The organism is Cryobacterium sp. N19 (assembly GCF_002929595.1).
GTDB classification, from domain to species: Bacteria; Actinomycetota; Actinomycetes; order Actinomycetales; family Microbacteriaceae; genus Cryobacterium; species Cryobacterium flavum.
In genome coordinates, this window is the sequence record NZ_PJJR01000046.1 from 1 (window position 1) to 17,664 (window position 17,664).

13 protein-coding genes and 1 tRNA gene are annotated in these 17,664 nt (G+C 63.5%); 5 read left to right on the forward strand and 9 right to left on the reverse strand.

The genetic code is table 11. From position 1 onward, the window contains the following. A partial coding sequence (locus tag CXY78_RS04680) for an ice-binding family protein (RefSeq protein WP_140425656.1) occupies positions 1-1,917 on the reverse strand: 1,917 nt, incomplete at its 3' end. Positions 1,918-2,176: 259 nt separating this feature from the next. On the opposite strand from CXY78_RS04680, the gene CXY78_RS04685 reads away from it, so the two are divergent. Next, positions 2,177-3,310, forward strand: a complete 1,134-nt coding sequence (locus CXY78_RS04685; RefSeq protein WP_104088287.1) for a class I SAM-dependent methyltransferase — start codon at positions 2,177-2,179, stop codon at positions 3,308-3,310. Between the two features lie 92 nt (positions 3,311-3,402). Here the strand turns inward: CXY78_RS04685 and CXY78_RS04690 are convergent, their stop codons facing one another. From CXY78_RS04690 to CXY78_RS04705, 4 genes are all read right to left on the reverse strand, one after another. Then, entirely contained in the window at positions 3,403-4,167 is a 765-nt protein-coding gene (locus CXY78_RS04690; RefSeq protein ID WP_092341240.1) for an SCO1664 family protein, read from the reverse strand. A gap of 5 nt (positions 4,168-4,172) precedes the next feature. Then, positions 4,173-4,718: a DUF3090 domain-containing protein gene (locus tag CXY78_RS04695; protein ID WP_092341241.1), complete on the reverse strand. Its 546-nt coding sequence runs from the start codon at positions 4,716-4,718 to the stop codon at positions 4,173-4,175. Positions 4,719-4,727: 9 nt separating this feature from the next. Continuing rightward, positions 4,728-5,435, reverse strand: coding sequence for a histidine phosphatase family protein (locus tag CXY78_RS04700; RefSeq protein WP_092341242.1), 708 nt, complete (start codon positions 5,433-5,435; stop codon positions 4,728-4,730). An 81-nt stretch (positions 5,436-5,516) separates the two neighbouring features. Next, positions 5,517-5,589: transfer RNA gene (locus CXY78_RS04705), tRNA-Glu, on the reverse strand. Between the two features lie 141 nt (positions 5,590-5,730). Between CXY78_RS04705 and CXY78_RS04710 the strand changes: the two genes are divergently transcribed. The 4 genes from CXY78_RS04710 to CXY78_RS04725 all read left to right on the forward strand — a co-directional run bounded on the left by CXY78_RS04710 (position 5,731) and on the right by CXY78_RS04725 (position 9,307). After that, positions 5,731-6,384, forward strand: coding sequence for an MBL fold metallo-hydrolase (locus CXY78_RS04710; protein ID WP_092341243.1), 654 nt, complete (start codon positions 5,731-5,733; stop codon positions 6,382-6,384). A gap of 123 nt (positions 6,385-6,507) precedes the next feature. Then, positions 6,508-7,278 (forward strand): ABC transporter ATP-binding protein, encoded by a 771-nt coding sequence (locus tag CXY78_RS04715; protein WP_092341244.1) that lies wholly within the window; start codon positions 6,508-6,510, stop codon positions 7,276-7,278. Beyond that, a complete protein-coding gene (locus CXY78_RS04720; protein WP_092341245.1) occupies positions 7,275-8,567 on the forward strand; it encodes an ABC transporter permease in 1,293 nt (430 codons plus the stop codon). Before CXY78_RS04715 ends, CXY78_RS04720 begins: the two co-directional genes overlap by 4 nt. Positions 8,568-8,602: 35 nt before the next feature. Next, on the forward strand, positions 8,603-9,307 hold the full coding sequence (locus tag CXY78_RS04725; protein WP_092341246.1) for a TetR family transcriptional regulator: 705 nt from the start codon (positions 8,603-8,605) through the stop codon (positions 9,305-9,307). A gap of 5 nt (positions 9,308-9,312) precedes the next feature. On the opposite strand, the gene CXY78_RS04730 is transcribed toward CXY78_RS04725, so the two are convergent. The 4 genes from CXY78_RS04730 to rhaI all read right to left on the reverse strand — a co-directional run bounded on the left by CXY78_RS04730 (position 9,313) and on the right by rhaI (position 17,647). After that, positions 9,313-10,209 carry a response regulator gene (locus CXY78_RS04730; RefSeq protein WP_104088289.1) on the reverse strand — a complete coding sequence of 299 codons (897 nt, stop codon included), beginning with the start codon at positions 10,207-10,209 and terminating at the stop codon, positions 9,313-9,315. Between the two features lie 4 nt (positions 10,210-10,213). Then, the gene (locus CXY78_RS04735; RefSeq protein WP_140425440.1) at positions 10,214-13,006 is read right to left on the reverse strand and encodes a response regulator; all 2,793 of its coding nucleotides are present in this window, start codon (positions 13,004-13,006) and stop codon (positions 10,214-10,216) included. 272 nt (positions 13,007-13,278) lie between these two features. Further along, positions 13,279-15,723, reverse strand: a complete 2,445-nt coding sequence (locus tag CXY78_RS04740) for a hypothetical protein (RefSeq protein WP_092341249.1) — start codon at positions 15,721-15,723, stop codon at positions 13,279-13,281. Positions 15,724-16,480: 757 nt separating this feature from the next. After that, on the reverse strand, positions 16,481-17,647 hold the full coding sequence (gene rhaI, locus CXY78_RS04745) for an L-rhamnose isomerase (protein ID WP_104088293.1): 1,167 nt from the start codon (positions 17,645-17,647) through the stop codon (positions 16,481-16,483). Between the last annotated feature and the right edge of the window lie 17 nt (positions 17,648-17,664).

Below are 17,664 nucleotides of genomic sequence, written 5' to 3' on the forward strand. Positions count from 1 at the left end.
ATCCGTGACGGAGACCGTCACGGTGTGCCCGCCCTCGACGAGAGCCGCGGCTATCACCGACCAAGTACCACCCGCAACAACCCTGGCGGTCAGCGTTTGACCCGCAACCACCACAGTGATCAACGTACCGACCGGGGCATCCGTCGTACCCGAAATCGTCGGCGTGCCATCCGCGGTCGTCAGCATTGAACCGCCGGTAATGACCAGCGACGGCGCAGTTATATCCAGCGTCAGACGCTGCGTCACCATGCCGGTATTGCCAGCAACATCCGTGACGGAGACCGTCACGGTGTGCCCGCCCTCGACGAGAGCCGCGGCTATCACCGACCAAGTACCACCCGCAACAACGGTGGCGGTCAGCGTTTGACCCGCAACCACCACAGTGATCAACGTACCGACCGGGGCATCCGTCGTACCCGAAATCGTCGGCGTGCCATCCGCGGTCGTCAGCATTGAACCGCCGGTAATGACCAGCGACGGCGCAGTTATATCCAGCGTCAGACGCTGCGTCACCATGCCGGTATTGCCAGCAACATCCGTGACGGAGACCGTCACGGTGTGCCCGCCCTCGACGAGAGCCGCGGCTATCACCGACCAAGTACCACCCGCAACAACGGTGGCGGTCAGCGTTTGACCCGCAACCACCACAGTGATCAACGTACCGACAGGGGCATCCGTCGTACCCGAAATCGTCGGCGTGCCATCCGCGGTCGTCAGCGACGAACCACCGGCGATGGCCACCGTCGGCGCTGTCGTGTCGAGAGTGATGGTCTGGCTCGCCGTTCCGGTCGCGCCGGTGACGGTGATGGTAACGACGGCCGCGTAGGAACCATCGGCACCGAGGTTGGTCACGGGCACCGAGAATGCACCCTCTGTAACGGTCGACGTGGCGGTAACGCCGTCGATCAGCACGGATACCGCGCTTCCGTCGGGCGCATCGGTTGTGCCGGAGATCGTCGGTGTCGAGTCGTTGGTGAGGAGAATGGCCCCGCCGGTGATCATCACGGTCGGGACGCTCACGTCCTCGGTGGAAAAGGACTTTGTAATACGAATATTGCCAACGATCGTGGCGGTGATCGACCAGGAGTAGCTGGCCGAGTCAGTTCGCGTTCCCGCCACCGTTCCGGTGACGGGATCCAGGGAGATCCCGGGTGGTAGTTGGCCCGCTGTCACTGCCCAGGCCACGTCCTCAGCGCCGACCGATCTATTGTCGGACGACACGACCGAGAGACGGTCGGAGTAGGAGACTCCGTCTGTCATAGCTCCGAGGGTCTGATCGAGCCAATTCGTGGTGGCCGTGCCAGAGGGGGCATCGTTGATGATTCGTGCCGCCGCGCTGAGGGTGATCGCTGTTCCCGTCGTGAGCAGCTGACCGTGCAGCACGGAGCCCGCCGAGAGGGTACCGGCCGTGCCGCCGATGACCCGACCGCTGAATTGGGCGTTAGCCGCAATGGTGAAGGCCGCGCCGATGAACCAGTAGACGTTTCCGGCCTGCGCACCGTTGGCCAGAACCACTTCGGCATTCGCTGCGGTGTCGAATGCGCCGTGCGGCACCATGATGAAGATGGCATCGGGGTCGCCGCCCGCGTCAAGAGTGACATTGCCGGTCAGCGTGACATTGCTGTCAGCGGTGTGAATCCCCGGCAGAAGGGTCTTTCCAGCCAACTCTCCCGAAAGAATGTAGTTCCCGATCAAGGCCAGTGCGGCGGTGTGCGCTGTGGTGAGATCAGACTGCGCGCGCTGCGCCGCTGCGTTCCGCAGGTTGATGGCACCCACGCCCGAGAGCGTTCCCGTATTGGTGTAGACCCGGTTGGACTGGACACACCCAGGTCGGAGCCGAAGGTGCCCTGGACGCTCCCCGCGTCGCTGATCGTGACGGCCGAGTTGCCCAGAACGACATACGAGTTCGTACGCCATCCCCCGGTGGAGTTTCTCGGAGAGCAACGAGTCGTCGGACTACCGAAGTTCCAGCCTGACGTACGTGTGGGTATTACCCCGGCGATGGAGCCACCCACTACGAGGGGAGAATACCCGTCTACGCCCCAGCCGGGTGACTCACCACGTATACAAGCCCTCAGAGTCAGGCCCTGGTGCGTCCCAGCCGGCGGTGACAACCCCCGGGACACCGCCGCGGCAGCGATCTATAATTGAAGGCTATGACTATGCACCGGGTTCGATGACTCCCTCAACCGACGACCCCGCCCACGTTCACTGGGCTCAGGAAGGCATTCCGGCCTCAGCACTCTGGCGTTCGGCCAATGGCGCACCAGCCCCCTCGAGCGTCGTGCCCGTTGACGACACCATCACAGCGGATGCCGCGTACCGGCTGGCTTCGCAGGGCGTTGCCATGCTCTGGAGCGGGGACTTTCAGAACGCCCGCCAGATTCTGACGGCGCTGGAGCACCGCACTCGGCCACGTCCCGACAAATCCCAGCGCACGACCGGCGAGTTGTTCTACCGGTATCGGCAGAATCGTTCGCATCGGGCCCGGATCCTCGGCCTGCTCCTCGTTCCGATGCAGGCCGGCAACATCATCGGGTTGCGGCGCGCTCCCGACGTGGTCGCGGCCACGGTCGACGCTTATGGGAGCATCTCGGAGGCATCCGTTGTGTCGCTGCACGAGGTGCTCGGCACAATCGGAGCGCACCAGTGGCGCACCAAGGGCATTCCGGTTGCCGCGCTGAACGCGTCGATCTATCCCCACTACGGCACGTTCTTTCCGGTGCGTAGTGAATACGTCGACCTCGTCGCGACGGCTCCGCTCGCCGCGCCGAACCTCGCCTTCGACATCGGCACCGGAACCGGGGTGCTCGCGGCTGTGCTGGCGACCCGGGGCGTGCCGCGGGTGATCGCGACGGATATCGAGCCGCGAGCCGTCGCATCCGCTCGCGAAACGATGGCGCAACTCGGGCTCTCTAAACGTGTTGAGGTGCAGTTGGGCGATCTCTTTCCCGAGGGGCGTGCCGACCTCATCGTGTGCAACCCACCGTGGATTCCGGCGACCGCGCACTCACTGCTCGACGCGGCGGTCTACGACCCCGGTTCGCGCATGCTCAAGGGTTTTCTGGCCGGTGTGCGTGACCATTTGCAGCCCGGCGGCGAGGTGTGGCTCGTGCTCTCCGATTTTGCCGAACTGGTGGGGCTGCGCTCCCGCGACGATCTGCTCAAGGTCATCGATGCGGCCGGCCTGCGGGTGATCGGGGTACTCGACGCGCCCGCCGTGCACGCCCGCGCGACCGACGCGAGCGATTCGCTGCACGCGGTGCGTGCGAACGAGGTCACCTCGCTCTGGCGACTCTGCGCCAGCTAACCCAGCGCTAGTGTCCTGCGTCGGAAGTGCGTGCGAACCTGAATTCGCACTGACAGCCGCGTTTTACGATTCGCGAGCGGACGCTCGGCCCCCTAGAACAGTGGCCAGGGCACGGCGGTCTGGCCACCGCGCGGGGCGGGAAACCGGGGCTCGGCGATCAAGAGATCGCAGCGTGCGGCGAGCTGCGCGACCTCGGGCCCGGTAATCAACCCGGCGAGCTTCTCGCCGAGCTGGCCCAACAGTTGCGAACGCACCCGTTCAACGCCGGCCAACTCGTCAAGTGTGAGAGCCTCACCCAGCCATCCCCACAAGACCGTCCGCAGTTTGTCGTCGACGTGAAAGGTGAGGCCGTGATCGACGCCGAAGCGATGGCCGTCTGGCATGGCCAAAATGTGGTCGCCCTTGCGATCGGCGTTGTTCACGACGATGTCGAAGACCGCCATGCGGCGCAGGGCCGCCGAATCTTCGTGGATGAGGGTGACCGCGCGGTCCTCCTCGTCCCGTCCGTCGAAAACCCGGCGCCAGCCGGCATCCGGTACAGCGTCGGTCAAGACAAGGTCGACCGCTGCCTGGTCCGGGTCGGAGTCCTGCCAGAGCTGCACCATGCCAACACCGCCGGGGCCGTCGCGCAACCAGGTACGCGGCACCACATTCCAGCCGAGCGCCTCCGAGACCAGGTACGCCGCAGCCTCACGGTGGGCAAGGATTGCGCCCGGAAAGTCCCAGAGCGGCCGTTCACCGGCCATCGGCTTGTAAACAACCACGACATCGTCGATGCGCCCGAGGAAGGTCGCATTGGACGCTGTGCGGATGCGGCCCGTGAGCCCGAGCTCCGCGTTCTTGAGGTCGGGCTGCATGGCTGTCAGCGTTCGCCGGGCAGGGCGCAGACGTGCCCGGCGGCATCGATGGGAGTGCCGCAGAGCGCACAAATGGGGCGACCGGCCCCGACGACCTCGCGGGTACGCATGGCGAAGGCCTGCGCGGAACCCACCGGAATGCGCACGACCAGCATTTCCGCCGCCTCTCGGCTAGCCGCGTCGGGGTCGTCCTCGTCGTCCACGAGCGGAAACGCCTCGATCACCACCTGCGCGGTACTCGGGTCCCAGCCCAGGGTCATGGTGCCGGTGCGAAACTGCTCATCGACCGGTTGCTCGAGCGGGTCGTTGTCGACCAGTTCGATCGGCGTGCTGGCTGGCACGCTGAACGAGTTGCCCTCGTGCGTCGTCAGCTGCTCGAGCAGCTCGTCGATCTTCTCGGCGAGCAGCTCGGATTGCTGTTTCTCGAGGGCGATGCTGACGATTTGGGCTCCCGTGCGCACCTGCAGGTAGAACGTGCGAGATCCGGGCACGCCGACGGTGCCGACGACGACTCGATCGGGCCAGTCAAATTCGTGAACAATTGTGGGCATACGACTATTTTACGAGCGCAATGTCTGTGGCGCATCAGGACCGGCCCCGCCGCCAACCGGCGCGTCGTCCCCGCCTGCAGTCGTACGCAGCCAGGACAGGTCACCGGCGTCGGTATTGGTGGCAATGACATTGGGTCGGCTCAGCCCGTAGCGCACGATCGACACCGAGGCCGGACCGACCGAGATGCGCTGGAACAGGTCCAGGTGCATGCCGAGCGCGTCGGCCAGGATCGACTTGATGATGTCACCGTGGCTGACCGCGACCCACACGGCGTCCGGCCCATGCTGCGTCTCAAAGAACGCGTCCTGGCGTCGGATGGCGGCAACCGACCGGGCCTGCATAGTCGCCATCGACTCGCCCCCGGGAAAAACGGCAGCCGACGGCTGCGTCTGCACAACCGCCCACAGCTTTTCCAGCGCAAGCTCGCTGAGCGAGCGACCCTGCCAGTTTCCGTAGTCGCATTCGGTGATGTCCGCGTCAATCGAGCTGACCGGTGAACCGGCCTGGTGCAGAAGGATCAGGCTCGAGGTCTCCTGGCACCGTTCCAGCGGGCTGGAGACCACGCCGACCAGCGGCACCGCGGCGAGCCGCTCCCCCGCGCGGGCCGCCTGCTCGCGCCCGACCTCGTCGAGGCTAACTCCGAGGGTGCGCCCGGCCAGCATTCCGGTGGCATTGGCGGTGGTGCGGCCGTGCCGCACGAGAATGACTGTGGCCATGACTATGAGCCTATACAGGCTGAAGCACTCCCTTAACCAACGAGCGCCCGGCACCTACACGAGAAGGCAACCGGGCAATTGTGACCCCAGCGGGATTCGAACCCGCGTTACCGCCGTGAGAGGGCGATGTCCTAGGCCGCTAAACGATGGGGCCGTTTTTGCAACTTATCGAGTATGCCACACAGTTGAGCGCACTTCCAAACTGAGTGCGCGCGGCGCGTCGCGACTGCTGCCAGCACCCTTCAGGAAAGCGGATGCTGTTGCGCCACGACTCGAATCGGGGTTAGCTCGGAGCATGAAACTGACCAAGCTGGAGCATGCCGCGCTCATCGTCGAACTCTCGGGCAAAAAGCTCTACATCGACCCCGGTTCGTTCACCACGGCGCTCACCGGCACGGCCGGTGCGGTCGCCGTGGTGATCACCCACGAGCACGCTGACCACTGGACTCCCGAGCAGCTCACCCGCATCATCGAAATGAATCCTGACCTCAGCATTTTCGCTCCGGCCGGTGTCGCTCGGGCCATCGCGGCCTCCAATCTCAGCGACACCCCGGTCACCATCGTCAAGGCCGGCGACGTCATCGAGGTCGAGCCGTTCACCCTGCGCTTCTTCGGCGCCACCCACGCGGTCATCCACGAATCGATCCCGGTCATCGACAACGTCGGGGTACTCGTCAACGAGGAGCTGTATTACGCCGGCGACGCCTTCACAATTCCAGAGGGAGTGGAGATCGGCACGCTCGCCGTGCCGGCCGCGGCCCCCTGGATGAAAATGAGCGAGGCGATGGACTTCATTTTCGCCATCAAGCCCAAGCGCAGCTTCCCCACCCACGAAATGTTGCTGTCCCGAGCCGGAAAAGACCTGTCCAATTCCCGATACGAGAACGTGACGAAACTCGGCGGGGGCGAGTTCTTCCCACTGGAACCGGGCGACAGCCTCGATCTGTAGGCCGAGCCGCACCGAGCATCCGCTCGGAATCGGCCTCCCCTCAGCCAACTTGCAGCAACTGCAAATTATAGTGCAGTTACTGTAATTGTGGCCCGCGTGGGCCACCAGAACCGAGGGAAACCGATGGACAGCCAGTGGGTAATTGATGCGCAAGGCCTGGAGAAATCCTACGGGTCGGGTGCGAGCCGTTTCGACGCTCTGAAAGGGGTGTCCGTTCAGATCGCACCCGGCGAGACCTTGGCGATCGTCGGAAAGAGCGGGTCGGGCAAGTCCACCCTCATGCACCTACTCGCCCTGCTCGACGAACCCGATGAGGGAACACTGCAGGTCGCCGGTCGAGACGCCAAGTCGCTGTCCAAGTGCGCGGTCAACGGGCTGCGCAACAAGGAGTTCGGCTTCGTCTTTCAGCAGTTCTTTCTCACGCCCAACGTGAGTGTGCTCGACAACGTCATCCTGCCGCTGAAGATTGCCGGCATGGGCGGCAAGGAGCGCCGCAAGCGCGGCATGGAAGTGCTCGAACAGCTCGAACTGGCCGACAAGGCCGGCAACAAGGCCACGACCCTCTCGGGTGGTCAGAAGCAGCGCGTCGTGATCGGTCGCGCCCTGGTCAATGCGCCGCGCGTGATCTTCGCCGACGAACCCACCGGAAACCTCGACACCGCCACGGGAGCCGTGGTCGAAGACATTCTGTTCGAACTCAATCGCAGCCAGGGCATCACCCTGGTCATCGTCACTCACGACGAGGACCTCGCCGCCCGTTGTGACCGTCAAATTTACATTCGTGACGGACTCGTCGTGTCGCAGACCACATCGACCCACACCGGTTTGACCCACACCGGGGCCCACGCGCTCGTCACCCCGGAAGCACTCAGCACCGCCGGAGGCGCAGAATGAGAACCAAAGACCTCGTCGCCACCGCGATCTCCAACACCTTTCGCAGCAAACTCCGCACGACCCTGACCGTTCTGGCCATCTTCGTTGGTGCGTTCACGCTCACCCTCACCAACGCAGTCGGCGCCGGCGTCAGCCAGTACGTCGACGCCCAGGTGGGTGCCCTCGGCGCCCCCGACGTATTCATCATCACGCAGGCCAGCGACGCCACCACGGCCGGCGACGGCCCGGTAAAGTACAACGCTGGCAGTTCAGCGTCGGTGTCCAGCCAGCAGGGTCCTCCCGGCACCACGACCAAGGCGCTGACGGACACCGACCTCACCAAAATCGCCGACACCGCCGGCATCGTCTCGGTCGATCCGATTCGATCGGTGCAGCCCGACTACATCGAATACGGCACCGGCACGCAGTACGAGTTCAGCATCAACGCCACCTCCGCCGTCACCACGGCCGACCTCACCGCCGGCGCGCAGCTCGATGGCAGCGCCAGCGAGGCCCAGCTCGTACTGCCCGACACCTTCGTGACTCCGCTCGGGTTCGCCTCGGCGGATGACGCAGTGGGGGCATCCGTTTCGATCGGAATCACCGATATTCTCGGCGAGCAGCACACCGTGAACGCCACCATCGTGGGCGTCTCGCTGGAGAGCCTGCTCGCTGCCGGCGCCGGCGCGAACGATGCGCTCATCGCCGAATTGGCCGACGCGCAGTCCGGCGGCATCGAGACGGCAGTCACGAGCTACGGCGTGGCCGTCGCCCACTTCGACAAGGCGCTGTCAGCGGATGCCGTGACCGCGCTCAAGGCAGACCTCGCCACCGAGGGCTACACCGCGAACACCATCGAAGACCAGCTGGGCGCCGTGCAGACCGTGATCAACGGCATCGTGGGCGTGCTCAACGCCTTCGCCGTGATTGCCCTGATCGCAGCTGCATTCGGCATCATCAACACCCTGCTGATGAGCGTGCAGGAACGCACCCGCGAGATAGGCCTGATGAAGGCCATGGGAATGAGCGGCGGCAAGGTCTACACGCTGTTCAGCCTCGAAGCGATCGTCATCGGCTTCCTCGGCAGCGCCATCGGCGCCGGCGTGGCCATCGGGCTCGGCTCCGCGCTGAGTGCCGTGCTGTCACAGGGCCTGCTGTCGGGACTACCCGGGCTGAACATCCTCTTGTTCGAGCCGACTTCGGTAGCTTTCGTCATCCTGCTGGTCATGTTGATCGCGTTCCTCTCGGGCACCCTGCCGGCCCAGCGCGCGGCAAAGCAGAATCCGATTGAGTCGCTGCGCTACGAGTAGCACCGACCGTTAACACCGATGGACCAGGACGAGGCATGACCGACACCCCGAGACCGCGCACACGCACTCGTGACGACAAGCATCACCAAACGAGCCTGCGCGTGGAGCGGAGCGCGGTCAGCCTCGTTCTGGAACACGGTTTCGACAACGTCACCGTGGACATGATCTGCAGCCAGAGCGGCATCTCACAGCGCACCTTCTTCAACTATTTCAAGACCAAGAAAGCCGCCATTATCGGCGCTGAACCGCCCAGCATCGACGAGAGCCGGGCCCGAGAATTCATCGCAGCCCCCGGCGACGACCTGCTGCCCGATGTGCTCACCCTGATGAGCGCGATCGGCCCCCGGGACGGCATCGAGGAAGAACTGTTCACGGACCGCCTCCGGGTGTTCGGCTTGCATCCCCAGCTCATGCAGGAACAGATGGACCGGATGACCCGGGTAACCTCCGAGGTGACCGAGCTGGTCTACCTGCGCCTCGGACGCGCTGCGATCCCGCAATCGGAGAGCGACGCTGACCGTGTCTTTCGGCGCGGACAAGCGGGGCTGCTTACCCACGCCATGCTCGGCGTGGTGCGTTTCATGGCCCTGCAGTGGATTCCCGACTTTGACCGCCTCTCGCCAACCGACAACGGGTCCATCGCTGCCGAGCGTGTTTTGCCCCCGTCATTGGCGGAATCGCTCGAACGAACGATCATCCTGCTGCGGCGCACGCTGGGCAGTCCGGGCCTCGGCGAGTAGTTCGGCTAACGGTCGGATTCCAGCGGTAACCATTTCAGCAGGGCGCCGCGCAATTTAGCCAAGTGCAGGGGGCGCATGAGGGACTCGTCCATGCCGACCATGCGGGCGTGATCTGCGTCGCCGCGCACTGCGCTCGCGGTCATCGCCAGAATTGGCATGCGCATTCCCGGTGGCTCGGCTGCTCGAATGGCCGATGCGAGCTCGTAGCCGGTCATCTCCGGCATGTGCAGGTCGGTGATCACCAGGTCATAGTCTCCGCTCGCCCACCGCGCGAACGCCAGGGCACCGTTGTCTGTCATGTCCGCCTCGTAGCCCAGCAGGTTCAGCTGCCAAACGATGAGTTTCTGGTTGGTCGGGTTGTCTTCGGCCACGAGGATGCGGGGAGCGCCCGGAGCACGAGGTGTCGCCCGCTCCTGGTGCGCGAGTAAAGCATCCGCTCTCGTCGCGTTGTGCCGTGCCAGCTCGCAGTGCGACTCAATCGACTGCAGAACACTGCGGGTGAGCGAACCAGCCTCGTCCGCGGTGCGTTCGTCGTCGACGCGGGGCATGAGCCAGTTGATTGCGTCTTCGAGCTCCTGATACTGCAGCGGTTTGGTGATGTAGGCATCGCATCCGACCTCGCGTGCCCGCTCCTGGTCTCGGGACATAGCCATCGCGGTCAGCGCGATCACAGGGATCTCGGCGGTGACCGGATTCTTCTTCAATTCGGCGGTGGCGGCGAATCCGTCCATTCCCGGTAACTGGATGTCCATCAGGATCAGGTCCGGTATTTCGCGGTGCGCTAGCAGCAGGCCGCTCTCAGCATCAACGGCCTCGAACGTCACGTGACCCGCCCGGCGAACGAGCAGGGTGGCGAGCTTCATGTTGATGGGGTTGTCTTCGACGATCAGAATCCTGGCCACATCATCACTGACCCAATGAGTCGCCTGAGGCCAACGCGCGCTTCACCTCGGCCATAAAAGCCGTTCGGTTGAAGTTCTCCGTTCCAAGTATCCGCACGGGCTGGGTTGGGTCGCTCTCCACTGCGGCCAGTTCCTGAACGGTGAGCTGCTTGCCGGTCAGTATCAGCACTGGAATGTGTGCCGTGCTCTCGTCGCTCTGCAACGCCAGCACAACCTGATAGCCGCTGAACCCTTCCATCATGAGGTTGAGCAGCACGAGATCGGGATGCAATCGTTGTGCCATTTCAATGGCCTCGTCCTTGGTGAAGGCGCGTTCCACGGCATATTCCGGTCGAGTGAGGAACCGTGCGATAACGTCGACGGTCTCGGGATCGTCGTCGGCCACCAACACCCGGCGGGTGCGCAGGGCATCGGGGCTGAGCCCCAACACGTTCAGCGATTGTTGGAGTGCTGCCCGACTGATCGGTTTTTCGAGCACGGCGGCCGCACCGTGGGTGAGCGCGAGGCTGACGTCTGTATCCCCCGCAATGATCACAATAGGCACAGCGGCAAGGTCAGAGAACTCGTGCAGTCGAATCAGAAACCCCCAGCCGTCCATCCCCGGCAAGCGGATATCGAGTGTGATAAGGCTGAGGTGCTGGTGCGGCGCAATCGCGAGCCCTTCCTCACCGCTCGGGGCAACGATGACGCGAAATCCTTCAGCTTCGAGCAGCAGTCGAAGCACTTCGGCACCTTTAGCGTCGTCTTCGATGACGAGCGCAACGTGCTTCTCGGAGCGCGCCTTGGACTCCTGCTGCGGTTGTGACTTCAGTGCCGCAGCCACGGATTCGGAGGTCGGCTGCCCGGTCGCGGTCGAGTACACTTCCCGGTCGGGCGATACCCCATCCGTTTTCAAGTCGGACGTTGATGACGGTGTGGCGGTAGCGGCCGGTTGGAACGGATGCGGTTTCGGCCGGCACGTACCGGATGTCTGCCCATCGGTCCCCGGGGCCGGATCCCGGCCGGTTTCCGACTTTTCCAACCCCGGCGCCGACCACTCCGGCGCAATCTGGTCGTTCGTGCCGAGCGGCAGCCAGACGGCGAAACTTGCGCCCTCTCCCTCGGCGCTGGCTACGGCCACCGTGCCGCCCTGAATTCCGACCATCTGCTTGACCGTGGCCAGGCCGAGCCCTGTGCCCTCGAACCGTCTGGCCAGGGTACTGTCAATCTGGCTGAACGCCAGGAACAGTTTCGACATGTTCTCCGACGAGATCCCCATCCCCGTATCGACGACGCGAATCTCCAGAAAGTTCATGACACCGCTCTTGGGCAGGGGAAAATCATGAACGGGCCAGGAGCCGTCAATCTTTCCGACGGCGCTGCGCGGTACGCGTTGGGCGATGAGGGTGACCTGACCCTGGTCGGGTGTGAATTTCACCGCGTTCGAGAGCAGGTTGTAGACGATCTGTTTCGTCTTGCGCATGTCAAGCTGCGGAACGCCGAGGTCGTCTGCACCCTCAAATCGAAGCTGGATGCCGTGCGTCGCGGCGCCATCGCGCACGATCAGCAGGCTTTGTTCCAGCAACGAGCGCACGTCAACGGCCTCCAACTCGATGTCCATCATTCCTGCCTCCACCTTGGACAGGTCGAGGATGTCGTTGATGAGGGCGAGTAGGTGATGACCACTGGTGTAAATATCACCGATATAGTCGCGCTGGGACTCACTCATGTCGCCCATGAGACCGTCTTTCAGCGCTTCGGAGAAGCCGATGATGGCGTTCAACGGTGTGCGCAGTTCGTGCGACATGGTGGCCAGAAACTCAGTTTTCATGCGGCTGGCGTGCTCCAGCTCGATGTTGGTTTCCTTGAGCGCCTGCTCAAACCGTTTGCGTTCCGTGACATCGCGAGCGGAGGCGAAAACACCCTGAACGACCCGATCTCGATCGTAGAATGTGGCCGCGTTGTAGGAGACGTCCGTTTCATCACCATTGAGCGCTCGCACCGTCAGCTCGTAGTCGGTGACCCTGTTCTCGGCCAGCGCCCGCCGAATCGCAGTGTCGGCTCGGGCAGGATCAGTGAAGAAGTTACGGCAGGGAGCGCCGATGAGCTCGTCTCTGGTTCGTCCGGTCAGCTCGATCATCTGCTGGTTCACGTCGGAGATGATGCCCATGGTGTCTGTCGTCATCAGTGCGTCGATATTCGACTCGATCAGCGAACGCGTGTAGAACTGCTGGTCGCGCAGCCGCTGGTCGAGCACGGATTGGGCGATCTCCACCTGTTTGCGCGAGGTGTTGTCGGTTCCGATCAGCAGGTAGCCGATAATGGCGGCATCGACGTCACGCAGCGCGGTCACCGAAACGATCGCCGGAAAACGGCTGCCGTCCTTACGCACCACGGTGAGTTCATAGATATCTTCGATGCCACGACTCGCCTTGAAGACGAGAGCCTCAAAACCGGGCTTAATTGTGGTGCCGAACTCCAGGCTGAGCTGGGCTGCTCGCAGAATGATCTCTTCGGGGTCGTGCATTTGGGCAGGGGTGACCTGGTTCACGACCTCTTCAGCGGTGTATCCCAGCATGCGCTGGGCGCCCACGTTGAAGATCTGAATCACGCCTTGCGCATCCGTTGCGATGCTGGAGAAGTTGGCACTGTTGAAGATGGCGTCCTGCAGGCTCACGGTCTGCTCCAGCAGGTTCTTCTCCAGCACGGCAGCCTGGGCGACTGAGCTCTCCGCACCCGGCAGACTCCCTTCGACCACAGCCATGCTGTCGACGGCAGGCGGCCGCTGGGAGCGATTCTTACGGCTGTGGGGGGTCATGATCATCACGCCTTCCGTGATCCATCGATGCGCAGTGAGCGTTTTAGTTCAGTGAAACGCTTCACGGAAAGGCAGAAGAGGCACGCATTCGGCAACTTCGCCTCGCTTGATTGCCGCGAGTCGTCCAGGGGAATTTCCCTCAGCCAAATCTATATCATGAAATACCCTCAGATACCCCCTTATTGGGGTAGTCGCGTATGCCCTCCCCCGACACAAAAAAGGTTCGGGCTCGGCTCGCGCCGAACCCGAACCTTGAGTGCTGTGGTGATGGGTTAGTAGACCTCGGTCACCACGACCTCGCCGTCAACAACGTTGACCTCAGCGTTGACCGTGAGGTAGTTCTCCTCGGATTCATGGCGGATCTCGGAGGAAAATCCGTAGTTGACGTCGTACGCCATGGTCACAACTCCGTAGGTGTCGGTGCTGACCGTCAGACCACCCTCCTCGTAGGACAGGTCCACCGTGAGGTCGGGCGCCGTCACGAGGGTGTAGACCACGTTGGAGTAGTAAGAAGAGATGTACCCCAGGTATGGGCAGTCGTCGGACGCGGCCTCGCCCGCGGCGAGGCAGGTCGTGATGAGCGTGTTGACGGCTTCCAGGGCGGCGGCTTCGTACTCTGCGGTTGGGGTGGCCGTGAACACGTCGTCACTCGATTCGAACTCACCGGAGCCGCCGAGCAGCCCGCTCACGACATAGGTCACGGATGATTCTTCGAAATACTCGGTGGCAGGAACGGCCACTTCGTAGGTGCCGGGGAAAGCCGGAAGGTTCAGCCCGCCGTCCTTTGTCGTCCCGACCGACGTACCGTTCGCCTCGAGGTCAACATCGCCCATTCTGGACGGCAGGTAGACATCGATCTGGCCCGGCTCGGCGTTCAGTATGGACCACTTATCAGCGATCAGCCAGGCGGTGCTCGTGCGGGTGAGCTTCAGCACGGCAGAATCGGCAACTCCGCCCTGTTTGAAGTGCACCTCGATTTCGGCGACATCTCCGACAATGGTGACGTCCGAAATGGCGGCGTCTTTGATGCGATCGGTTGCCAGCCCAAAGATGTCGTTGGAGAGCAGGCCGTCGCCGGCATCCGCTGACGACCCCAGCAGCTTCAGAGCCGTCGTAGCGTTGCCCTTTTCCAATGAATCCAGGTAGGCGGTAGCGACATTCTGCGGGCCGAACACCGAGGAACGCACGATGCCGCCGGCCACACTGCCAGCAATGACGAGCAGCACAGCCGCACCGACGATGATGGCGCCGATCTTGACACGCTTGGCGGTGGCCGGCGACATGGTGGTGGTGGCAAACGGGAGCGGTGCCGCACCCGGCTGGCCGGCCAGGGTGGGATAGGCGCTGGCGGCGGCAGCGCTGGCGGGATCGATGCTGTACGGCATCCCTGCGGCAAGAGGCGCACCGGCTGCAGCGGGCACGAGCGGTGCCGTCGGCACGACGGGCAGCAAACGTTCCTGACCCGAGAGCTTAACCAGGGCGCCAATGGTCCCTGGCGTTGCATAGGCCAGGACAACCGGTGCGACGAAGCGCGTCAGGGCCTCAATGGCAGCACCCCAGATTGCGAAGATCAGAAAGGTCCATGCAGCGGGGCCGAACGTTCCCGAGGCCGAGGCCCTCTCGGGGGCGGTCATCGACGCCGTGAACAATGCGCTGCCGAGGAGCTGGAGAATCAAGCCGAATACCAGGTACGTGGCAATGGTGGCCAGCCACGACGTGGGGGCCGGGAGCACACGGTTGCGACGAACCGCGAGCAGCAGCGAGGCGACAACCGCCAGAATGACGGCGAGCAACACGATGAGCCAGATAAAACCGGTGACTCCCTCGGTGAACACTGAAATGCTCTGCTGAGGCTGCTCGTCGGACGCGCCGCCCAGGCCGGACAGCGCACGCTCCAGGTCGCTCAAGTCTGCGGAGAAGGCGCCAAGCAGACCGATCACGACGGCGTTGATAGCGATGGTGAACAGGAATACGGGGAGCACACCGACGAATTCGTCGGCTTCAGACAGCGGAGTCAGAACGGCCAGCACGACCGCCATGACAGCGATGAACGTGCCGAGGTGCAGGGCCGCAATGCGCACGGTGCCCCAAGGCAGCCAGGTTGCGCGGGCGACCAGGCGTGACCATCCGTCTGTGGCCTGCAAACGAGCCACATACGAAACGGCGAATCCGATGACCAGAGCACCCAGGAAGGAACCGACGGATGCCGCGGAGGTGGAGCCGACAGGAATGTCCAACTGCAGGTCGGGGAACTGCACGGGCAGCACGGCCGCCAGCACTGTTGCACCAATGGCGAGCGTAAGCCCGGACACGGCCGACAGGATGAGGGCCGAGGATGTCTGCCAAACCCCGCGCCCCACGAAACGACTGGACAGATAAATTCCGGCCAGCAGAGCTGCGAGCACTAACAGCGGCAACGCCCCGACGGTGATACTGCCGGAGAAGGCGACGAAGAAGTCAACTTCTGCCGACGCACTCAGCTGGCCAAACGTTGCCATCGCGACCAACTGCACCGGGCCGGATACAAGCCAGCCGGCCGAGAACATCTCCCAGCCGGTGAGAAGCCCGGTCAGAGCAACCGTCAGGAGCGCGACCACGAACGCCGCTCCGTATCCGATTCCAGCGGATGCGATGGCTCCCCGCCACGCGCGCGGCGCGATCGTGGAGAACGCGTTCGGAGCGCTCGGCCCCTGGGCCAGGGGCTGTCCGGCTGGCACGGCGTAAGGGTTTGCCTGTGTCGGCGCTGCCTGAGCAGGAGCTGCCTGGTCAGAAGCGGGCGGAGTCGGCGCGGGCGGAGTCGGCGCGGGCGGAGTCGGCGGCATTGATCCAGGCTGGAACGGATTCGGTGGCGTGGACGGCGGCGTGTTTTCAAGCGACATAAATGTCGTAATCTCCCCAAGATTGATGTGTGTGTGCGGGCACAGGGTGAACATCACCTGTGCATTCCATGAGAAACCCATGGCAGCATTAGCCTATTGCACACAAAAGACGTCGCCGACCGGTGCATTCGAAGCTCGATCAGCCAACTCGCCAGCGAATTCAGCGAAGAACACTCTCCGGCGTTCCGCGCCGCACGACGGCACGAGAAACTTCGCAATTTCCGTGCTCGACGCGAGTAATACATCCACTGGGCAGCTGCTCGTGAACACCATCGGCGCCTACGCCGGCACGACCGAGCACGGCCCGAGGACGTCGTCGTTGCCAACACCTTCGCTGGCGACGGAACATTTCGGGTTGGCACGGATATTCAGCCGGGTACGTACTCGTCGGATGGCGGATCGAGCTGATAGTGGGCGCGACTAAATGCCACCGGCGACGACATAATAGACAACAACATCAGCTCGGGTCCGGCCCTGGTAACCGTGCAGGCCTCGGACGGCCTGATCAAGACCTCTCGCTGCGCTCCGTTCACCAAGTCAGGCTAGGAATGCGCTATCGCTGACGGACGGCGCTGAATCGAAGTCGTGGATCCGCTTAAGCGCCCCAGCCGGCCTGGCTGCCGCCAACGCGCTCGGCGGAAATCTTCGCCTGGTACCCGGATGCGGCATATGCCGTCATCGGGTCGGCCGGGAGACCCCGACTTTCGCGCCAGGCGGCGAGCGAGGGGCGCACATCCGTGTAGAAGGCATCCATCAGAATGCCATTGGCTCCGAGCACATCGCCGGCGTTCTGGGCCAGGGTCAGGGCGCCCTGGTCGACGAGCAGCGCGCGGGCGGTCATCTCCTGCACGTTGAGCACCGAGCGAATTTGCCCGGGGATCTTGTCCTCGACGTTGTGGCATTGATCGAGCATGAATGCCACGGTCGATTCCGGGCCGTAGCCGCCGCCGCGAATGACCTCGTAGAGAATGCGGAACAGCTGGAACGGGTCGGCCGCACCGACTATGAGGTCGTCGTCGGCGTAGAACCGCGAGTTGAAGTCGAAGGAGCCAAGCTTACCGAGGCGAAGCAGCTGGGCGACGATGAATTCAATATTGGTGCCTGGAGCGTGATGGCCGGTGTCGAGGCAGACGCTGGCCTTCTCACCGAGCGCGACCACCTGCGCGTAGCTGGTTCCCCAGTCGGGTACATCAGTGTGGTAGAAAGCGGGCTCGAAGAACTTGTATTCGAGCACCAGTCGGTGGTCGTCGCCGAGGCGGGCGTAGATGGCGGCGAGCGACTCGGCGAGCCGGTCCTGGCGGCCGCGGATATCGCCCTGGCCGGGGTAATTGGTGCCGTCGGCCAGCCATATCTTGAGGTCGGTCGACCCGGTCTGATGCATGATATCGATGCACTCGAAGTGATGGTCGATGGCCTTCTGGCGCGTCGCCGCGTTGGTGTGAGTGAGGCTGCCGAACTTGTAGGCGTCGTCCTGAAAGGTGTTGGAGTTGACGGTGCCGAGGGCGAGTCCTTGGTCGGCGGCGAACGCCCGCAACGCCCCATAGTCATCGACCTTGTCCCACGGAATGTGTAGGGCGATCTTGGGTGCGAGGCCGGTGTACTGGTTAACCGTGGCGGCATCACAGATCTTCTCTTCGATGGTGCGCGGGGTGCCCGGCGTTCCGAACACCTTGAACCGGGTTCCGGAATTACCGAACGCCCAGGAGGGCAGCTCGATGGCCTGCTGCGCAAGAAGCGGCTCGATCGAAGCGAAAGTGGTCATGATGTGATCCTGTTCTC

Bases quoted from the DNA above. Each gene is read 5' to 3' on its own strand.
- CXY78_RS04700 (WP_092341242.1), bottom strand. From the start codon at position 5,435: ATGGCCACAGTCATTCTCGTGCGGCACGGCCGCACCACCGCCAATGCC.
- CXY78_RS04715 (WP_092341244.1), top strand. From the start codon at position 6,508: ATGGACAGCCAGTGGGTAATTGATGCGCAAGGCCTGGAGAAATCCTAC.
- CXY78_RS04695 (WP_092341241.1), bottom strand. From the start codon at position 4,718: ATGCCCACAATTGTTCACGAATTTGACTGGCCCGATCGAGTCGTCGTC.
- CXY78_RS04720 (WP_092341245.1), top strand. From the start codon at position 7,275: ATGAGAACCAAAGACCTCGTCGCCACCGCGATCTCCAACACCTTTCGC.
- rhaI (WP_104088293.1), bottom strand. From the start codon at position 17,647: ATGACCACTTTCGCTTCGATCGAGCCGCTTCTTGCGCAGCAGGCCATC.
- CXY78_RS04685 (WP_104088287.1), top strand. From the start codon at position 2,177: ATGACTCCCTCAACCGACGACCCCGCCCACGTTCACTGGGCTCAGGAA.
- CXY78_RS04710 (WP_092341243.1), top strand. From the start codon at position 5,731: ATGAAACTGACCAAGCTGGAGCATGCCGCGCTCATCGTCGAACTCTCG.
- CXY78_RS04725 (WP_092341246.1), top strand. From the start codon at position 8,603: ATGACCGACACCCCGAGACCGCGCACACGCACTCGTGACGACAAGCAT.
- CXY78_RS04735 (WP_140425440.1), bottom strand. From the start codon at position 13,006: ATGACCCCCCACAGCCGTAAGAATCGCTCCCAGCGGCCGCCTGCCGTC.
- CXY78_RS04690 (WP_092341240.1), bottom strand. From the start codon at position 4,167: ATGCAGCCCGACCTCAAGAACGCGGAGCTCGGGCTCACGGGCCGCATC.